The sequence below is a fragment of the Ahrensia sp. 13_GOM-1096m genome (genome assembly GCF_000620605.1).
Classification (GTDB): Bacteria; Pseudomonadota; Alphaproteobacteria; order Rhizobiales; family Rhizobiaceae; genus Ahrensia; species Ahrensia kielensis.
In genome coordinates, this window is the sequence record NZ_JIAX01000009.1 from 409,666 (window position 1) to 427,577 (window position 17,912).

General features: G+C 48.7%; 16 protein-coding genes. 3 read left to right on the forward strand and 13 right to left on the reverse strand.

Features of this window, described 5'->3' with window-relative positions:
• Position 1 precedes the first annotated feature (1 nt).
• Both N530_RS0106000 and nadA read right to left on the reverse strand, forming a co-directional pair.
• Positions 2 to 1,552, reverse strand: a complete 1,551-nt coding sequence (locus tag N530_RS0106000; RefSeq protein ID WP_026479955.1) for an L-aspartate oxidase — start codon at positions 1,550 to 1,552, stop codon at positions 2 to 4.
• Positions 1,549 to 2,619, reverse strand: coding sequence for a quinolinate synthase NadA (gene nadA / locus N530_RS0106005; RefSeq protein WP_026479956.1), 1,071 nt, complete (start codon positions 2,617 to 2,619; stop codon positions 1,549 to 1,551). The genes N530_RS0106000 and nadA overlap by 4 nt, the downstream gene beginning before the upstream one ends.
• 216 nt (positions 2,620 to 2,835) lie before the next feature.
• Between nadA and N530_RS0106010 the strand changes: the two genes are divergently transcribed.
• The gene (locus N530_RS0106010) at positions 2,836 to 4,821 is read left to right on the forward strand and encodes a PhoX family phosphatase (protein ID WP_026479957.1); all 1,986 of its coding nucleotides are present in this window, start codon (positions 2,836 to 2,838) and stop codon (positions 4,819 to 4,821) included.
• A 136-nt stretch (positions 4,822 to 4,957) separates the two neighbouring features.
• The gene (locus N530_RS0106015) at positions 4,958 to 6,193 is read left to right on the forward strand and encodes an MFS transporter (RefSeq protein WP_026479958.1); all 1,236 of its coding nucleotides are present in this window, start codon (positions 4,958 to 4,960) and stop codon (positions 6,191 to 6,193) included.
• 169 nt (positions 6,194 to 6,362) lie between these two features.
• Here N530_RS0106015 and recO read toward each other — a convergent pair whose 3' ends face one another.
• The 11 genes from recO to dapA all read right to left on the reverse strand — a co-directional run bounded on the left by recO (position 6,363) and on the right by dapA (position 15,582).
• Positions 6,363 to 7,097 (reverse strand): DNA repair protein RecO, encoded by a 735-nt coding sequence (gene recO, locus N530_RS0106020; protein ID WP_026479959.1) that lies wholly within the window; start codon positions 7,095 to 7,097, stop codon positions 6,363 to 6,365.
• A gap of 18 nt (positions 7,098 to 7,115) precedes the next feature.
• Positions 7,116 to 8,048, reverse strand: coding sequence for a GTPase Era (gene era, locus N530_RS0106025; protein WP_026479960.1), 933 nt, complete (start codon positions 8,046 to 8,048; stop codon positions 7,116 to 7,118).
• Complete coding sequence (gene rnc, locus N530_RS0106030; protein WP_026479961.1) at positions 8,045 to 8,779, reverse strand: ribonuclease III; 735 nt, start codon at positions 8,777 to 8,779, stop codon at positions 8,045 to 8,047. The genes era and rnc overlap by 4 nt, the downstream gene beginning before the upstream one ends.
• A complete protein-coding gene (gene lepB / locus N530_RS0106035; RefSeq protein WP_026479962.1) occupies positions 8,776 to 9,519 on the reverse strand; it encodes a signal peptidase I in 744 nt (247 codons plus the stop codon). The genes rnc and lepB overlap by 4 nt, the downstream gene beginning before the upstream one ends.
• A gap of 96 nt (positions 9,520 to 9,615) precedes the next feature.
• Complete coding sequence (acpS, locus tag N530_RS0106040; protein WP_026479963.1) at positions 9,616 to 10,020, reverse strand: holo-ACP synthase; 405 nt, start codon at positions 10,018 to 10,020, stop codon at positions 9,616 to 9,618.
• Positions 10,017 to 10,649 carry a DUF2062 domain-containing protein gene (locus N530_RS0106045; protein WP_026479964.1) on the reverse strand — a complete coding sequence of 211 codons (633 nt, stop codon included), beginning with the start codon at positions 10,647 to 10,649 and terminating at the stop codon, positions 10,017 to 10,019. The genes acpS and N530_RS0106045 overlap by 4 nt, the downstream gene beginning before the upstream one ends.
• A gap of 182 nt (positions 10,650 to 10,831) precedes the next feature.
• Positions 10,832 to 13,084 (reverse strand): bifunctional (p)ppGpp synthetase/guanosine-3',5'-bis(diphosphate) 3'-pyrophosphohydrolase, encoded by a 2,253-nt coding sequence (locus N530_RS0106050; protein ID WP_026479965.1) that lies wholly within the window; start codon positions 13,082 to 13,084, stop codon positions 10,832 to 10,834.
• Between the two features lie 107 nt (positions 13,085 to 13,191).
• The gene (rpoZ, locus tag N530_RS0106055) at positions 13,192 to 13,566 is read right to left on the reverse strand and encodes a DNA-directed RNA polymerase subunit omega (protein ID WP_018687439.1); all 375 of its coding nucleotides are present in this window, start codon (positions 13,564 to 13,566) and stop codon (positions 13,192 to 13,194) included.
• Positions 13,567 to 13,725: 159 nt separating this feature from the next.
• Positions 13,726 to 14,181, reverse strand: a complete 456-nt coding sequence (locus N530_RS0106060; RefSeq protein WP_026479966.1) for a GAF domain-containing protein — start codon at positions 14,179 to 14,181, stop codon at positions 13,726 to 13,728.
• On the reverse strand, positions 14,181 to 14,660 hold the full coding sequence (gene smpB, locus N530_RS0106065; protein WP_018687437.1) for an SsrA-binding protein SmpB: 480 nt from the start codon (positions 14,658 to 14,660) through the stop codon (positions 14,181 to 14,183). The genes N530_RS0106060 and smpB overlap by 1 nt, the downstream gene beginning before the upstream one ends.
• 25 nt (positions 14,661 to 14,685) lie before the next feature.
• Positions 14,686 to 15,582 carry a 4-hydroxy-tetrahydrodipicolinate synthase gene (gene dapA / locus N530_RS0106070; RefSeq protein ID WP_026479967.1) on the reverse strand — a complete coding sequence of 299 codons (897 nt, stop codon included), beginning with the start codon at positions 15,580 to 15,582 and terminating at the stop codon, positions 14,686 to 14,688.
• A 218-nt stretch (positions 15,583 to 15,800) separates the two neighbouring features.
• On the opposite strand from dapA, the gene N530_RS17500 reads away from it, so the two are divergent.
• Positions 15,801 to 17,876, forward strand: a complete 2,076-nt coding sequence (locus tag N530_RS17500; protein WP_162150938.1) for a lytic transglycosylase domain-containing protein — start codon at positions 15,801 to 15,803, stop codon at positions 17,874 to 17,876.
• The last annotated feature ends 36 nt before the right edge of the window (positions 17,877 to 17,912 follow it).

The following is a 17,912-nucleotide window of genomic DNA, read 5'->3' on the forward strand; positions in this document are numbered from 1 at the left end:
ATCAGTCCTTATAAAATTCGGTGATGATGGCTTGGGCTTGTTCGAGTTTGAGCAATGTACGCCGTTTCCAGCTTTCGTTTTCGCTTGGAAAATCTGTGCGCGCATGGCCGCCGCGACTTTCTTCGCGGTTTAGCGCTGCTATGCACATGAGTTTTGCCGTTGTCACAACATTGCTAAAGCGCAGCGAATGGCTATCTGATTCAAGCTCCAAAAGCCGCACAAGTGCTTCTTTCATGCCTTCTTTATTGCGCAAAACGCCCATATTGGCGCTCATGGTTTCACGCAATGCGGCCATATTGGGATGTTCAGCTTCTGTCAGATGTTCATCAGTTTCAACTGAACCTTCTTGCCAGTTAGACGGTGCATCAAACCTCGCCTCTGCCTTTAACGCATCGGCAATACGTGCAGAAAAAACGACAGCTTCCAGCAGTGAATTTGATGCAAGACGGTTCGCACCATGCGCGCCAGTGGACGTACATTCACCGCAAGCCCAAAAGCCTGGCAGTGATGAGCGTCCATCCATATCTGTCCAAATGCCACCCATGAAATAATGGGCTGCGGGCACGACCGGTATCAACTCTTTGGATGGGTCAATGCCCGCGTCGCGGCAATAATTCCAAACTGTCGGAAACTCATTTTCAAAATCATGGATCGCTGTGCGGCAATCAAGATAAGCGCCGCGCCCAGCCTGCACTTCCGCAAAGATGCCGCGTGCCACCACATCACGTGGTGCAAGTTCTGCATCTTCGTGCAGAGGCAGCATGAAGCGTTCGCCATTGCCATTTAGCAGGTGAGCGCCGTGTCCGCGCAATGCTTCGGTTGCAAGCGGTGCTGGATCTTTGCCCACATCAATGGCCGTTGGGTGAAACTGGACAAACTCCATATCAGCCAATAACGCACCAGCGCGTGCTGCCATGCCGATGCCGCCGCCGCGCGCTTCCGTTGGGTTTGTTGTTACTTGATAAAGGTGCCCAACGCCGCCCGTTGCCATGACCACATTCGAGCCTTCAATGACAATGGGGTCGCCCGCACCTGCCGCATCACGTGCAACAACGCCCGTAACCACATCATCTTCGACGGTAAGGTCTTCGACGACATAGCCTTCAAGCACGCGAATAGATGGTGTTTTCTCCACAGTCTGAACCAAAGCTTGCATGATCGCACGTCCAGCACGGTCACCCGACACGCGCACGATACGGCTTTCGGAATGCGCAGCTTCACGGCTAACCTGTAACTTGCCTTCCAAATCACGGTCAAATGGCACACCGAATTCCAACAGATCGTGAATGCGGTCTGCCGCTTCGCTTGCCATCATCCGCGCGACTTTTTCGTCGACGATGCCATCGCCAGCGATCAAGGTGTCTTCGACATGTTTGTCTATGGTATCGCCCTGCCCGACGGCGGCGGCGATGCCCGCTTGCGCCCAAGCAGATGAAGCGCCCATACCAATTGGCGCAGCAGCAAGCACAGTTACAGCGCGTGGCGCTAATTTGAGTGCACAGAAAAGGCCAGCTAACCCGCCGCCAATGATAAGGATGGGTTTATCGGTCACTGATTTAAATTCACCATACGTTCAACGGCTTGGCGCGCACGGTCTGCCGTTAAAGGATCAACATGAATTTCTTCTTTCATCTCCAGCAGCGCATCCAAAATTTTCGGCAGCGTGATACGCTTCATATGCGGGCAAAGATTGCATGGCTTGATGAATTGCACATCCGGCGCGGAGCTTTCGATATTGGATGCCATGGAGCACTCTGTCACCAGCAGCACTTTTGGTGGGCGCTTATCACGCACATAATTAATCATGCCCGATGTTGAGCCTGCATAATCGGCAATGGCGACAACAGAAGGTGAGCATTCTGGGTGCGCAATAATCTGAATTTCAGGATCAGCTTCTTTATAGGCAAGCAATTCTTCAGCGGTAAAACGCTCATGCACTTCGCAGTGCCCTTTCCAAGTCAGAATTTTGACTTTGGTTTGCGCCGCCACATTGAGCGCAAGAAACTCATCTGGAATACACAGAACACGGTCAACGCCAAAGCTTTCGACAACGGCAACAGCGTTTGATGATGTGCAGCAAATATCGCTTTCCGCTTTCACATCGGCAGACGTGTTCACATAAGTGACAATCGGCACGCCGGGGTAGCGTTCGCGCAGCTGGCGCACATCAGCGCCTGTGATTGATTCTGCCAGCGAACAACCGGCCCTCATATCTGGGATAAGCACAGTTTTATCAGGATTCAGCAGCTTAGAGGTTTCGGCCATGAAGTGAACGCCGCACTGCACGATGATATCTGCATCGACCATCGTTGCTTCTTTTGCCAATTGCAGACTGTCGCCGACAATATCAGCAACACAGTGGAAAATATCCGGTGTCTGGTAATTATGGGCTAAAATGGCCGCATTACGCTCTTTTTTCAGCTTATTGATCGCATAGACGTAAGGCGCATAAACAGGCCACTCAATGGCCGGAATGTGCTCTTTTACCAATTCATAAAGATGCGCGGTTTCGCGCTCAACCTCTGCATTCCACTCCAAATTAGGCCGTGGTAGAACGCCGTAACGCTCAGCTGCTGTCTTACCGCCAGTGCTGGCATTCGATGTTGAAACAGAGGTCATCGCCTACTCCCTTAATCGCGCATTTTGCGCTCTGTATAGGACATATCCACTGATATGGGGCTCTGCAAGGTATGAGCGGTAATATTCAACCTTATGCGCGATAAGAATCGCTATCTTTTACCCACTATATTCATCACTTTTCGGCCTGTCATGAAACTGATGTATATCCCGTCTTAAGCTGCGGCCCTTCCTTTCACATAATTTATAGGTGCCGCTATGAATAAATATATCAAGCTTGATGACGAGATTAAAACGCCAACAGACATTCGCGAAGAAAGCGAAGATGTGGGCCGCAACACTTCCGATAACCCGACCATGGGAGATATTATCAATCGCCGTCTTTCACGTCGCGGATTTTTGAGTGGTTCACTTGCTGTTGCCGCCATTAGTACAACAGTTTCGCCGATTGCATTACTTGCTGCATCAGAAGCGCGCGCGGCCACAACATCATTCGACTTTGAAGAGATCATGGCTGGTGTTGATGAAAAGCACTATGTTGCAAAGGGCTACGATGCTGACGTGTTGCTGCGCTGGGGCGATAAAATATTCGCCGATTCTCCTGAATTTGACCCAATGAACCAAAGCGCGGAATCTCAAGCGAAGCAATTTGGCTATAATAATGATTATGTTGGCTTTATTCCACTTGAAGGTAGCAGCGATCACGGCATTTTGGTGGTCAATCATGAATATACAAATGCTGAATTGATGTTCCCGAACTGGGCAACAATTGGCAAGGACGGCGAAGGCAAAGATAAAGTGAACAATGGTGCGTTCACGAAGGAAATTGTCGACATTGAAATGGCCGCACATGGTGGCACGGTCATCGAGATCAAAAAGACAGATGGCAAATGGGCACCCGTGCTCGACAGCAAGTATAATCGCCGCATTACTGCGACAACCGAAATGTTGATTTCTGGTCCTGCGGCAGGCCACGAACGCCTGCAAACAAATGCTGATGCAAGCGGCACAAAAGTGTTCGGCACACTCAACAATTGTGCGGGCGGTGTGACGCCTTGGGGCACATATATTATGGCTGAGGAAAACTTCCACGGTTACTTTGGCGGCAGCTTGCCAGAAGGCCACCGCGAAGCTGCTAATTACGAACGCCTTGGCGCTCCTGCTGGCTGGTATAGCTGGGCCGAACACCATGAGCGTTTTGACGTATCAAAAGAGCCAAATGAAGCAAACCGTTTCGGCTGGATCGTTGAAGTAGACCCAATGGACCCAACTTCTATGCCGGTAAAGCGCACGGCGCTTGGTCGTTTTAAGCACGAAGGCTGCGAAACAATTGTCAATCCGGTTGATAACCGCGTTGTTTCATATTCCGGTGATGATGAGCGTTTTGATTACACATATAAATTTGTCTCTAACGCAAAATTCAATGCCGAGGACCGCGCAGCCAACAAAGATATTTTAGATGATGGCGTTCTCCATGTCGCCAAATTTAATGAAGATGGAACCGTTGACTGGATGCCGATGATATTCGGTGAAGGCCCTTTAACGGCGCAAAACGGCTTTGAAAGCCAAGCCGATGTGCTGATTGAAACGCGCCGTGCAGCCGACCTTCTTGGCGCAACGAAAATGGACCGTCCTGAAGATGTTCAGCCAAATCTGACCAAAGGCACGGTCTATGTGATGTTGACCAACAACACACGCCGCAAGGTGGGCGATGAGAATGCTGCCAACCCACGTGCAAATAATGCTTTTGGTCACATTATCGAAATCACGGAAACAGGTGGCGACTTTGCCTCAACCAAATCCACATGGGAAATCTTGCTCAAATGCGGCGACCCAAAAGTGGCTGAAGTTGGCGCTTCATTCCACCCCTCGACAACCGATAATGGCTGGTTTGGCATGCCAGACAATTGCGCGGTTGATGCTGAAGGCCGTTTGTGGGTTTCTACAGATGGAAATGACAAAGAAAAAACCGGACGTACGGATGGCCTTTGGGCGGTTGAAACAGAAGGCGAGCTGCGCGGTGCATCAAAGCTGTTTTTCCGCGTGCCTATTGGCGCTGAAATGTGCGGTCCAGTGTTTACACCCGATGATGAAACACTGTTTCTTGCAGTGCAACACCCGGGCGATGACGGGCTTGCAACCTTTGAAAACCCTGCAACACGCTGGCCAGATTTTAAAGACAACTTGCCAACACGGCCATCGGTAGTCGTTGTCACCAAACAAGGCGGCGGTAAAATCGCTTAATTGAGTATAATGTGCTTTAAAGGCGGCTCTTATTGGGGCCGCCTTTTATAAATAAAAAATTCTCACCTGAGCTAACAATTTTATTGAATTGCGTCTTGCACGGGAAAAGTACAATTTCGCCGCTCAGGAGATTCCCATGCATTCATCAACCACGCCTGCTAAATCCGATTACCCTTGGCTCATTATTGCATCTGGCTGTCTTATTGCGGCTATGACCTTCGGGCCGCGCTCAGCAATGGGGTTCTTTCAGCTGCCTATGCTTGCCGACACTGGTTGGAGCCGCTCTGATTTTGGCCTCGCCATGGCCCTGCAAAACCTCATCTGGGGCGTTGGTCAGCCGTTTTTTGGTGCAATTGCAGATAAATTCGGCACATGGCGCGTTTTGGCACTTTCCGGCTTCATCTATGCAGCAGGTTTGTTGCTGATGGCTTCGCCCGAAAGCCTTTGGTACTTGCATTTGGGCGGCGGCGTTATGGTGGGGCTTGGCATTGCATCTGGCTCATTTGGTATCGTGCTGGCTGCCTTTGCGCGCAATGTTACGGCTGAACAGCGCAGCTTTACGTTCGGACTAGGCACTGCGGCAGGTTCTGCGGGCATGTTCATTTTTGCGCCCTACTCACAGGCACTGATCAATCATTTTGGCTGGTCAGACTCTTTGCTTATTTTATCAGCAATGATGCTCGTCATCCCGATACTCGCCATACCGCTACGCGGTAATTCATCTTCTGGCACACAGAAACAAACGGATGTGGCACAATCAATCGGTGCGGCACTGCGCGAAGCATTTTCGCATCAATCATATATTTTGCTTGCAGTAGGCTTTTTTGTCTGTGGTTTCCAAGTGGCGTTTATTACGGCCCATTTTCCCGCTTACATTGGCGATATTGGTATTGAAGCAAAGTTTGCGGTGCTCGGCCTCGCCTTAATCGGGTTCTTCAATATTATTGGCTCTTTAGCATCGGGAATTATCGGGCAAAAATATTCCAAGCCGATTTTTCTTGCCTTGATTTATATCGGACGCTCAATCGCTGTGACGGCATTTTTACTGCTGCCGCAAACAGGCACGTCTGTTGTTATTTTTGCCAGCGTTATGGGGCTGTTGTGGCTTTCCACTGTGCCGCCGACCAACGCACTCGTCGCGATTATGTTCGGAACGCGGTATCTTGGCATGCTGGGCGGTATTGTCTTTTTCTCACACCAAATCGGATCATTCCTTGGCGTTTGGCTCGGCGGTTATCTTTACGACATTTATGGTTCATATGATCCCGTTTGGTGGCTGGGCGTTATACTTGGACTTTTTGCAGCACTTATACATTGGCCAATCAAAGAAACTGCTATCGAAAGAGAAAATATAGTTATCCCAGCAGAATAAATTAATTTTCGTCATAAAGTTGCCATATAATATTCTTACACTATATTTAAGTTGGATGATGGCAGCCCCTATATTTGTCAAAGGCACTTAACCCCAAGGTGCCTCTAGCGCAGCCCTCGCGCTTTATCATCCCAATTCGGCGGCCAAGTTGGTCGCCTTTTTTTTAAGTTTAAGCAGCTGGCCATCTTTTGGATGCTGCATTCAAAAAGCCAATGCGCGATTCCGGTGGCTTTACCCCTCTTGGATAATAAATATCGCGGTCAAAGAAGTAGCCCAACATATGAAAAGCATCCGCCAAGTCACTCATTGAGCATTCACGCTCACTGCTTTTCATCAAAAACTGCGGCAAAGGAAGCAGCTTATCTTTCCAAGGCGCGCCCGCCTCTGCGCTCACCGCCTGCCCACTTTTAGGCGAAATATAGATCAGATTTTCGCGCACACCGCTGCCCGCACACCGCGACAGATCAAGCCCAAAGCCAAGCTCATCCAGCAAACGCATTTCGAATTTGACCATCAAGGGGCCTGCAATTTCCGGCTTATCTAAATGTTCCAGAAGCACTTCGAGCGCGCCATACATCGCCTCATGCGGATCACGCTCAGGCAGCAGCCGCAAATGGCTGCCCAGCAATTGTATGGCGTTGACGCCCAAAGCACTTTCCATCAGCCGTGCGGCGGTCATTTGCAGCGGTTCAATTTGATAAGTGCCAAGATGCTCATCAATGCGAGCACGCCATACCGCTTCAACTCTATTTCCAGGCTGAAGAAAAGGCTGCATTCTGCGGGACCTACCGCCGCGCACAAGGCCCAAATGGCGGCCATGTTTAGGCGTCATAAGTTCAACAATGAGACTTGTCTCACCGTGTTTTTTACACCCTATGATAATGCCTTCGCCGCGCCATTCCATCCGGCTTAACCTATAGCATTAATCGTGGAAATCGAGCCCCATTTCGCGGTAACGCGCAGGGTCGTCGCCCCAGTTTTTGCGTACTTTGACAAATAGGAACAGATGAACTTTCTGCTCCGTTAGCTCGGTAATTTCTTTACGGGCTTGCATGGAGATATTTTTAATCGCCTCGCCCTTATGGCCCAGCACAATCTTCTTTTGGCTGTCGCGCTCAACATAGATCGTTTGTTCAACCCTTACAGAACCATCGGGCTTTTCTTCCCAAGCTTCGGTTTCAACTGTTGTTGCATAGGGTAATTCCTGATGCAGACGATCATAGATTTTCTCGCGTGTGATTTCAGACGCAAGAATACGCATCGGCAAATCAGACACCTGATCTTCAGGATAATACCAAGGGCCTTCCGGCAATGCTTTTGCGAGTGCATCCAGTACAGTTTTACAACCATGGCCTTTGAGCGCTGAAACCATGAATGTTTGATCGAACGAAACACGTTTATTCAATTCGGTTGTCAGCGCCAACAAATCCGGCGGATCGATCATGTCAATTTTGTTTAAAATCAGCCACTTAGGTTGGCGAACTTCTGAAAGTGATTCAATGATACGCTCTTCATCATCACGGATACCTTTGCGGGCATCAATCATCACAAGGACGATATCGGCATCATGCGCACCAGTCCAAGCCGTTGACACCATTGCGCGGTCTAGCCGGCGCTTAGGCTGAAAAATACCCGGCGTGTCCATGAAAACAATCTGCGTATTTTCATGCATGGCAATGCCGCGAATAAGCGTACGTGTTGTTTGAACCTTGTGGGAGACAATCGAAACTTTGGAGCCGACTAAGCGGTTCAACAAAGTTGATTTACCTGCATTGGGCGAGCCTATAAATGCAGCAAAGCCTGACCTGGTTGCGGGCTTATCTTCGCTCATTGTTACGGGTTGATCTTCAATCATTTTGAAACGCCTTTGGTTTCAGGTTTCCATACCGCTTCGCGGCGAAGTAATTTTTCAGCTGCAGCTTGTTCAGCAAGGCGCTTAGAGCGCCCTTCGGCCCGTTCAGCTTTCAGCTTACCAACCTTCACTTCAATCACAAATACCGGTTCATGATCCGGTCCTTCGCGAGAAATCTCACTATAGGCTGGCACTGTCTCGTGGTATTTGTGTGACCACTCTTGCAATTCCGTTTTAGCATCGCGCCGTGCTGCGGCAACATGCGCGGCACGTGGCTCCCAATAGCGATTAATAAACTGCCGTGCCGCAGGTATACCACCATCAAGATAAATTGTTGCGATCAGCGATTCGACCACATCTGCACGCATGTTTTTCTGGCGCTCAGACTGTAGATCACGCACATCAGCGCCAGTGCGAATAACTTCGTGCAATTTCAGCTCGTCAGCGATCTCTGCTAAGGTTTCAGCATTGACTAGCGCGTTAAGACGCACTGAAAGTTCGCCTTCATTGGCCTCGGCAAAACGCGCAAACAGCATTTCGGCAATACAAAGCCCCAGCACACGGTCGCCTAAGAACTCCAGACGCTCATAATCCTTGCCGGTGCGATGCTGCGCACTGGAATGCGTCAGTGCACGATCAAGACGCACGATGTCTTTAAACTTATGGCCCGTTAGCTCTTCAAGCTTTTCAAGCTTTTGAGACGATACAGTTCCTGCAGGTGCGTTATTCGTCATTCTGCCGCCGACTTAAACAAACGATCGCCTCGTACAGATGACGGCCAGCGCCAAATCTCTAATGGCGAAGCGCCATCAGCAATCGAGAAGAAGATATAGTTGGCGCGGCCAACCAAATTTTCCATTGGTACGAAACCAACGCTGAAACGGCTGTCAGATGAATTATCGCGGTTATCGCCCATTGCGAAGAAATGGTCTTCCGGCACGGTAAATTCGCGCGTGCTATCGCCTGCGGCACCTTGTGTAAGGTCTAGCGTGGTATAGGTCACACCATTGGGCAAAGTCTCACGGTATACATCAACCGCACGGTCTTCCTCGGTAATATCGACATCTTCGATTGTGCCGATTTTCTCGCGCTCAACAGCTGTACCATTTATGAAAAGTACGCCGTCTTTCATTTGCACTTTATCGCCAGGCAAGCCGATGACGCGTTTAATATAATCCAAGCTTGGATCAGGCGGGAACTTGAAAACAGCGACATCGCCGCGTTTCGGCTCACTGCCCCAGATACGGCCCTCAAAAAGATCAGGGCTAAATGGTAATGAATGTTTTGAATATCCATATGCCCATTTGGTCACGAACAGATAATCGCCTTCCAATAAGGTTGGCCGCATAGAGCCCGACGGAATTGAAAACGGTTGAAACAATAACGAGCGGATCACAACCGCCAAAAGAAGGGCCTGAACGATAACGGAAATTGTTTCGCCAATACCGCCCGGTTTTTTCTCAGTTTTTGCCAATTTTATATTCCGATTCTTAGATCATAGCGTCATATTTATGATGCGCGTCATAGACCTATCGCGGCTTGCTCGCAATCCCAAGATGACAAACCGTCATTATGACGCTGCAGGAAGCGCCTCGATGATCACAAATGCCTGTGCAAGTGGATAATCATCAGTGATTGTGATGTGGATATGAGGCACATGCCCATCCGGTATCAAGCGCAAAAGTTGCGCTTGAGCGCCATTGGTCAGTTTCATTGTTGGCTTACCGCTTGGCAAGTTCGCAACGCCCATATCGCGCCAAAACACGCCTCTTGAGATCCCCGTGCCCAGCGCTTTTGACATTGCTTCTTTTGCGGCGAACCTTTTGGCATAAGAAGCTGCGCGCTGTTGGCGTTTGTCAGATTTTTTCTGCTCAATTTCCGTAAAAACACGCATGGTGAAGCGCTCACCATGTTTTTCAAGGGTTTTCTCAATCCGGCGAATATCAATTAAGTCACTGCCAAGCCCGACAATCATGATGAAGCCTCAGCATTTGCCGAGTGAGCCGCATTTTGTTTCGACTTTTCGTCTGCGCACTTTGCAAGCTCTTGCGTTTTTGCCTGCGCTTTAACTATTTTCTTTGAAAGGCGGCGCTGCTGAAAAGCGGCCGTTGCCTTGCGAAGCGGAAAATAAAACAACGCGCCAGCGACGATACCCATCGGCACACCACCAACAATCATTGGCAAAATATAAGGATCCCAAACAGCTTTAAAGCCATATGCTTTTAACGTGTGGAGAAAGCCCTCTGCGCCAGAGGAAACCTCAATTGACCGGCCCAAAATCATACGGCCGAGCTCTAGTGTTGCAGCCCATATAAATGGAAATGTAATCGGATTACCGACAGCGGTTCCAAGTCCTGCCGCTATAAAAGATGCGCGCAGCAACCAAGCCAGCGCAAACGACAAGACGAAATGAAAACCCATGAACGGCGTAAAGGACGCAAACACACCTATCGCAAATCCAAGCCCGATAGCATGTGGTGTCGCGCGGATTCGCAAAACACGCTTCCAAACATACCGGCTGGAACGCGCATGGTTACGGCGCGGCCAGAGATAGACGCGCAACCGCGTCCAAAACCCGTCCTGTTTTCGCCGTTTGAACAGCATGAAAGTCCTACCAATGCATTTTGGGCAACGCAGCCAACAAAAACCACCTGTTGCCGCCCCTCACTCTTGGGCTAGCACAAAGTCGTTTAATATGTGTTGCAGATCGATCTTATATTGACCTTATCCTATGAAATTCGGGCGGCATTTTGTCCTGCCTAAATACTATAAGCTCTATACGAAGTTTAAGAATGTCGACGTTCTGCCGTACTAACGGCAGGTGACGCTCTTAGCTGCGATAATAAACGGTTCAAATGTTTGACATCCCAAACTTCCAGATCAAACAACATCTCTGTAAAATCGGGTGCCGTGCGGGCCATCGACATTGTGTGAATATTTGCATCATTATCAGCAATAACTTTGGAAATTTCAGCCAATGAACCAGGTGCATTGATCGCAGTTACAGCCGTCTGAACTGGGAAACGCTTACGGTTGGTCTGATCAATGTCCCACCGCACATCAATCCAGCGTTCCGGCTGGTCATCATAGGCAGCCAAGGCAGAGGACTGAATCGGGAAAATCGTTATGCCTTTTCCTGGTGTTGCGATGCCGATAATTCTATCGCCTGGAACAGCACCTTCAGCCGTAAAGCTGACAGGCAAGTCGCCTGCTGCACCACGAATAGCCAATGTGCGATCTTTAGATGCATTCTCATCTTCTGGATCGGCGGCCTCAGGGAACTTGAACATCATGCCATTGGCATCAGACAAGTTGAACCAGCCTTCACCCAACAATTCAGCATTGGGCGCTGCATCATCATCGGATTGGAAGTCACGGAAAACGGCTTTTAACACCTTGGTGGAGGATAGCTCACCCCGCCCGACCGCTGCCAGCAAATCATCAACTTCGCTAAAGCCAAGCGCTTCAATACCGTCCTTAACGATCTCGCGTGAATATGGCTTTGCAGCACGCTCAAATGAACGGTCGAGAATTCGGTTGCCTAACCCAGCATATTGCTTGCGCACGGCCATGCGGGTTGCACGGCGAATGGCAGAACGAGCCTTTCCTGTGACAACGATGCTTTCCCATGCCGCTGGCGGTGCAGCCGCCGCTGACCGGATAATATCAACTTCATCACCGCTTTGCAGCTGTGTGACCAATGGCATAATGCGCCCGTTGATCTTTGCGCCAACGCAGGAATTACCCACATCAGTATGCACCGCATAAGCAAAATCAACAGAAATAGCGCCGCGCGGCAATGCAATTAAGCGGCCTTTTGGCGTGAAGCAAAAAACCTGATCGTGAAAGAGCTCAAGCTTCGTATTTTCCAGAAATTCTTCTGGGTTATCACCTTCAGAAAGCGCCTCAATCGTATGGCGAAGCCAGGAATAAGAATTAGTATCTTTAAAGGCAGAAAGCTCTTTCTTCGATTGAGTTTCGCCTTTTGCGTTTTCTGCGCCCAAGGGCTGATCTTTGTAAATTGCGTGGGTAGCAACACCAAATTCAGCAACTTCGTTCATCGCGACAGAACGTATTTGCAATTCAACACGCTGTTTTGAAGGACCAACAATCGTTGTGTGTAATGAACGATAATCGTTGGATTTCGGTGTTGAAATATAATCCTTGAAACGGCCCGGCACCATTTTCCATTTGCGATGCACGATGCCCAGCGCTCGATAGCAATCGTCTTCATTCTCAACAATGATGCGAAAACCGAAGATGTCAGAAAGCTGTTCAAACGAAAGGCCTTTGGCCTCCATCTTTCTAAACACGGACCAAGCTTTTTTCTGGCGGCTTTTAACAGAAGCATGAATGCCATTATCTGCGAGCAAGTTTTTGAGCGTTGAAGAAATTTCAGCCAGTGTTTCCTTATTAAACTCAGCAAGCTGCGTTAGGCGCTGGCCCACAGTGCTGTAACCATCTGGATTAATATGCTGGAACGCAAGGCTCTCAAGCTCTTCGCGCATATCCTGCATACCCATGCGGCCAGCAAGCGGCGCGTAGATATCCATTGTTTCTTCTGCAATGCGCAACCGTTTGTCAGGGCGCATATGATCAAGCGTGCGCATATTATGAAGTCTGTCGGCCAATTTGACCAACAGCACACGCACATCATCTGAAATTGCGAGCAGTAATTTGCGTAGATTTTCGGCTTGAGCTGCCTTTTTAGACATCAAATCAAGACGGCCAATTTTGGTAAGGCCTTCGACAAGACGCGCAGTATCTTCGCCGAACATCTCCTCAATCTCAACGCGCGTTGCGCTGGTATCCTCGATTGTGTCGTGCAGCAGCGCGACTGCAATCGTGCTTTCATCCATATTCATGTCGGTCAAAATGGCCGCAACTTCGAGTGGATGAGAGAAATATGGATCGCCAGAAGCCCTCGTCTGGCCACCATGTTTGTTCATGGCGTAGACATAAGCCTTGTTGAGCAGTGCTTCGTTCACATCGGGCTTGTATCGCTGCACGCGTTCGACAAGCTCGTATTGACGCATCATAGGGTAGTATTGCTCCAACAAAAATACGCGGTGCCTAATGGTCACCGCGTATAGTATATAAGCCTCTAATTAACAGGCTATAAAGAGCTAATTTCAGATAATCAGAATTAGTTGTCGTCAGATTTTTCTGGCGGCACAAGACCTTCAATACCTGCAAGCAATTCTTCTTCACTCATGGAGTTAAAAGTAATCTGCTCGAGCGGTTCACCATCACCAGATGGTTGATCCACGACTTCTGCTTCTGGCTCATCAACTTCAACATGTTTTTGAAGCGAATGAATCAGATCTTCTTCAAGATCACCAGGGGACAATGTTTCATCTGCAATTTCGCGCAGAGCAACAACTGGGTTTTTATCATTATCGCGGTCGATAGTGATTGAAGCACCTTGAGAAACCTGACGTGCACGATGTGCAGCAAGCAGGACGAGATCAAAGCGATTTTCAACTTTATCGACGCAATCTTCGACGGTCACGCGGGCCATTTAGCGTTCCTTTTCGTCGTTTGAACGGGAAATTAGTTGCCCCGCTATACAGAACTCACAATACAAACGCAAGAATTAGAAACATCGCAAACACAGAAAAGCAGTCTTTGCGCGTCAAACACCTGAATTGCATGTCATCTTAGCGATTTTATGCGGCGCTTAAGCTTCAAAAACGCTTTTTAGAATCGCTTCCAATGCGTGCTGATCATTTTTATTAAATGCAGCAGGCTGATTGCTGTCGATATCAAGAACACCAATCAGTTTTTTGTTTTTATCAAAAACGGGCAGCACGATCTCGGATTTCGTTGCTGATGAACAGGCAATATGCCCTGAGAATGCTTCAACATCATCCACAAGCTGCGTTGTTTGCGTTTTGGCAGCTGCGCCACAAACGCCTTTATCAAAAGGGATCACAAGGCAGCCGTGACCGCCTTGATAGGGTCCAATCTTCAACAGATTAGGTTCAACAACGCGGTAAAATCCCGTCCAGTCAAAACGATCATCAGAATGATGCAGCTCACACGCAAGTGTCGCCATCAACGCCACTTCATCTGTTTCGCCATGTGTCAGGCTTTCAATAACTTTGGCTAGATAATCGTAATCGACAGCCGCCATTAGTTATTCTCTTTCAGAATGCGTGACTTTTCACGATTCCAATCGCGCTTTTTCGCGGTTTCGCGCTTATCTGCAACGTTTTTACCTTTTGCCAAAGCTATTTCCAGCTTGGCGCGGCCGCGATCATTAAAATATAATTTTAACGGCACAATCGTCATGCCTTGACGATCAACACCATTTGCCAGTTTGACAATTTCTTTTTGATGCAGCAGCAATTTGCGGCGGCGGCGCGGTTCGTGGTTGAACTTATTGGCCTCTAAATATTCAGGCACATGCGCATTAATGAGCCACATCTCACCATTTTCGTAAGACGCGTAACTCTCGGCGATGTTTGCCTCGCCGTTTCTCAAGCTCTTTACCTCTGTGCCATGCAACATAATGCCGGCTTCAAAAGTTTCATCAATCGCAAAATCGAACCGCGCTCTGCGGTTCTCAGCGATAAATTTGCCTGACGATTTTTTCTTTTTTGAATTGCCCATGATGATTAAATGCGAACGATTGTTCTCAATTCAAGAGACCAGCATGACGCATCGCATCATCAATTGCCATTTGTGTCGATTTTTCAACCGCTAGCATTGGTGAACGCAAATGGTTTTCGACTTTGCCAAGCTTTGACAGAGCATATTTTGTGCCTGCAACACCCGGTTCAATAAACAATGCCTTGTGCAAAGGCATCAAGCGATCTTGGTACTCAAGCGCTTTTACATAATCACCCGCAAGCGTTGCCTCTTGAAACTCGCAACATAGGCGCGGCGCAACATTGGCCGTTACAGAAATAGCGCCAACACCGCCATGTGCATTATAGCCAAGGGATGTCGCATCTTCTGCTGAAAGCTGAATGAAATCCTTGCCGCAGACCATGCGCTGCACCGAAGCGCGCTCCATTGAGCCGACAGCATCTTTAACACCCCAAATATTGGCAAAATCATGCGCCAGACGGCCCATTGTTTCTGGCGTCATATCAACCACAGAACGCGCTGGAATATTATAGATGAAAATCGGGATCTTCACTGCCTCTGCCATCGCAGCAAAATGTGCGTATAGGCCACGCTGAGTGGGACGATTATAATAAGGTGTTACAGCAAGAATGCTGTCTGCCCCAGCTTTTTCGGCGTGAACAGCAAGTTCTACAGCCTCAACAGTGTTGTTTGAGCCAGCACCTGCCATTACGGGCACGCGGCCTGCAACATGCGCGACAACCAGTTCTGTGACACGTTTGTGCTCATCATGGGAAAGCGTTGCGCTCTCACCAGTTGTGCCAACAGGCACGATTACCTTCGTGCCCTCTTCGATCTGCCAATCAATAAAGGCGCGAAGCGCTGTTTCATCCACGGCACCTGATGCATCAAAAGGTGTCACTATAGCTGTCATTGAGCCACGATAGCTTTGACGGTCAGTCATTCTAGTCTCCCAGCGTTATGCTGATTGTTTATGTTGCGCTTTTGGACCTAGAATTAGCGTAACGCAAGTATCTGCAACGTGCTCCATAGATTTTTCCAGTCGAGGCACTTTTTACGCCACATTATCGTTACCAAATATTAACCATAGATTTACGCGAATCTTCGAGTTTTGGGATGTTGCGCCCAATTGCTGACACTGTGCTTTGCTCCAAGGACAAAATGAACCGTCAATTAAATTCGTCAAAAATTATACACGGCGCGCTGATGAGCAGCGGCGCGGTCGCTATGCTTGTTTTCGGCGTATATATGTTTTTGCCCTCCGATGCGCCCATTGATCAAGGCAACACAGGCGCAGTAATCTCTACAGGCTTAGAAGAAGACAAAGTCGCATTGATCACCAAGCCTGATGCACCGGCCATAATTAATAGCTCAACTGTGCAGCTTAAAACCGGACTAGATGCATTAAAATCGGGCGATATTCTTGCGGCAATAAAAACGCGCGATAAACTGCCTGAAGCAGATATTGACCGTGCTTTACTGAGTTGGCTAATCGCAACATCAGGCCACAGAGACGTGCCTGCCAGTGAAATTCGAAACACACTGGAAAAGCTCAATGATTGGCCAAGCCAGACGACAATCAAGAGCAATCTAGAACGCGCAATGGCGCAGGACCCGCTGTCTCTCGTGCGGCTTCGCTTAACGATTGGCGATGAAGCCCCCCTTACCTTTCAAGGGGCTTATGCATTAGCAAAAACATATCAAGCCACTGGCAATATTGAAAAAGCAAGGACGCTGCTGCTGCCATTTTGGCATGACACTGTTTTAAGCTCCGGCGATGAAAGCCGCATATTGGAAACATTTGGCGATGTACTCACAAAGCGTGATCACGAGATTCGCTATTTTAATATGATGGTTCGTGACCGCATTAGCTCAGGCGGGCGCATTGCACCATTTTTGGATTATGGCGATATTCACGACGCATGGACTGCGGTTATCCGGCGGCAAAAAGCCGCCCGTGCTAAAATTGATAAAATCACTGAAAACAAACAAAAAACAGTTGCTTACACTTATCTTAAAACAGAGTTTTTAAGACGCTCGGATGAGAATAAAAAAGCGATTGAGCTTTTAAAATCCATGCCGAAAACGGCAGAATTTACCATTAATGCTGATGCTTGGTGGGATGAGCGGCGCATAATATCGCGGCAAACGCTCGAAGATGGCGACCCGCAAACGGCTTATGACCTAGCATCGCAGCATGAGGGCGGCGCTGAAACGACGCAAGTTGATGCTGCTTTTCACGCGGGTTGGTACGCGCTGCGCGGTCTCAATAAACCCGAACTTGCTGTTTCTCATTTTGAGAAAATAATCGAAATTGCACAGGGCAATATTTCGAAAGCCCGAGGCTATTATTGGCTGGCAAGATCTTTGACAGATCAAGAAAAATCCATACAAGCCTACCAAAAGGCGGCAACATACAACACTACGTTCTACGGACAGTTGGCAGCCGACCATTTGGGGCAACCTTCGGCGCTTTCTGGGCGCCCTGTTACACGCAATAAAACCGTTGATGTTCAGATACTTAAAGCCATTGACCGCCTCATTGAGCTTGGTGAAACAAACCTCGCACGCAAAACCTATGTCGCGCTTGGCTGGTCCGCTGACGACACCTCGCTTCTTGCTCTGGCAGCAGCACATGCCTCTGACAATCAAGATTATTATGCAGCCTTAAAATTGGCCAAAGCAGCTGACTGGCGCGGGCTAGACATGGGCTCTTTAACCCATCCGCTTGGCGCAATTTCTGATGCAACAGGACTTGATGCAAAGGATCACGCCCTTGCCTATGCGGTTGCGCGGCAAGAAAGCGAATTTAACATAGGTGCGGTTTCTAGCGCCAATGCGCGGGGCTTATTGCAAGTGCTTCCTGGCACAGCAAAACAAATGGCTGCGGCAGAAAAGATGGCTTATGCGCCTGAAAAATTGACGCAAGATGCAAATTATAATGCGCGGCTTGGTGTTGCCTATCTCAATAGCCAATTCCAAAAATTTGATGGCTCGTACATTCTCACCTTTGCCGCCTATAATGCGGGACCGCGCAGGGCCGAAGAATGGATGAAGCGTTTTGGTGATCCGCGCGGCAAACCTTTATATGAGGTGATCGACTGGATTGAGGCCATTTCCTATCCAGAGACACGCAATTATGTTCAGCGCTTGATGGAAAATTTGCAAGTTTATAAAATGCAGCTCGGACAGAAGACGTCTATCGCACACGATTTGCGTTTTGGTACAAATCCATAAGAATATGTGCTCAATCGCTGCATAGACCTACAATTT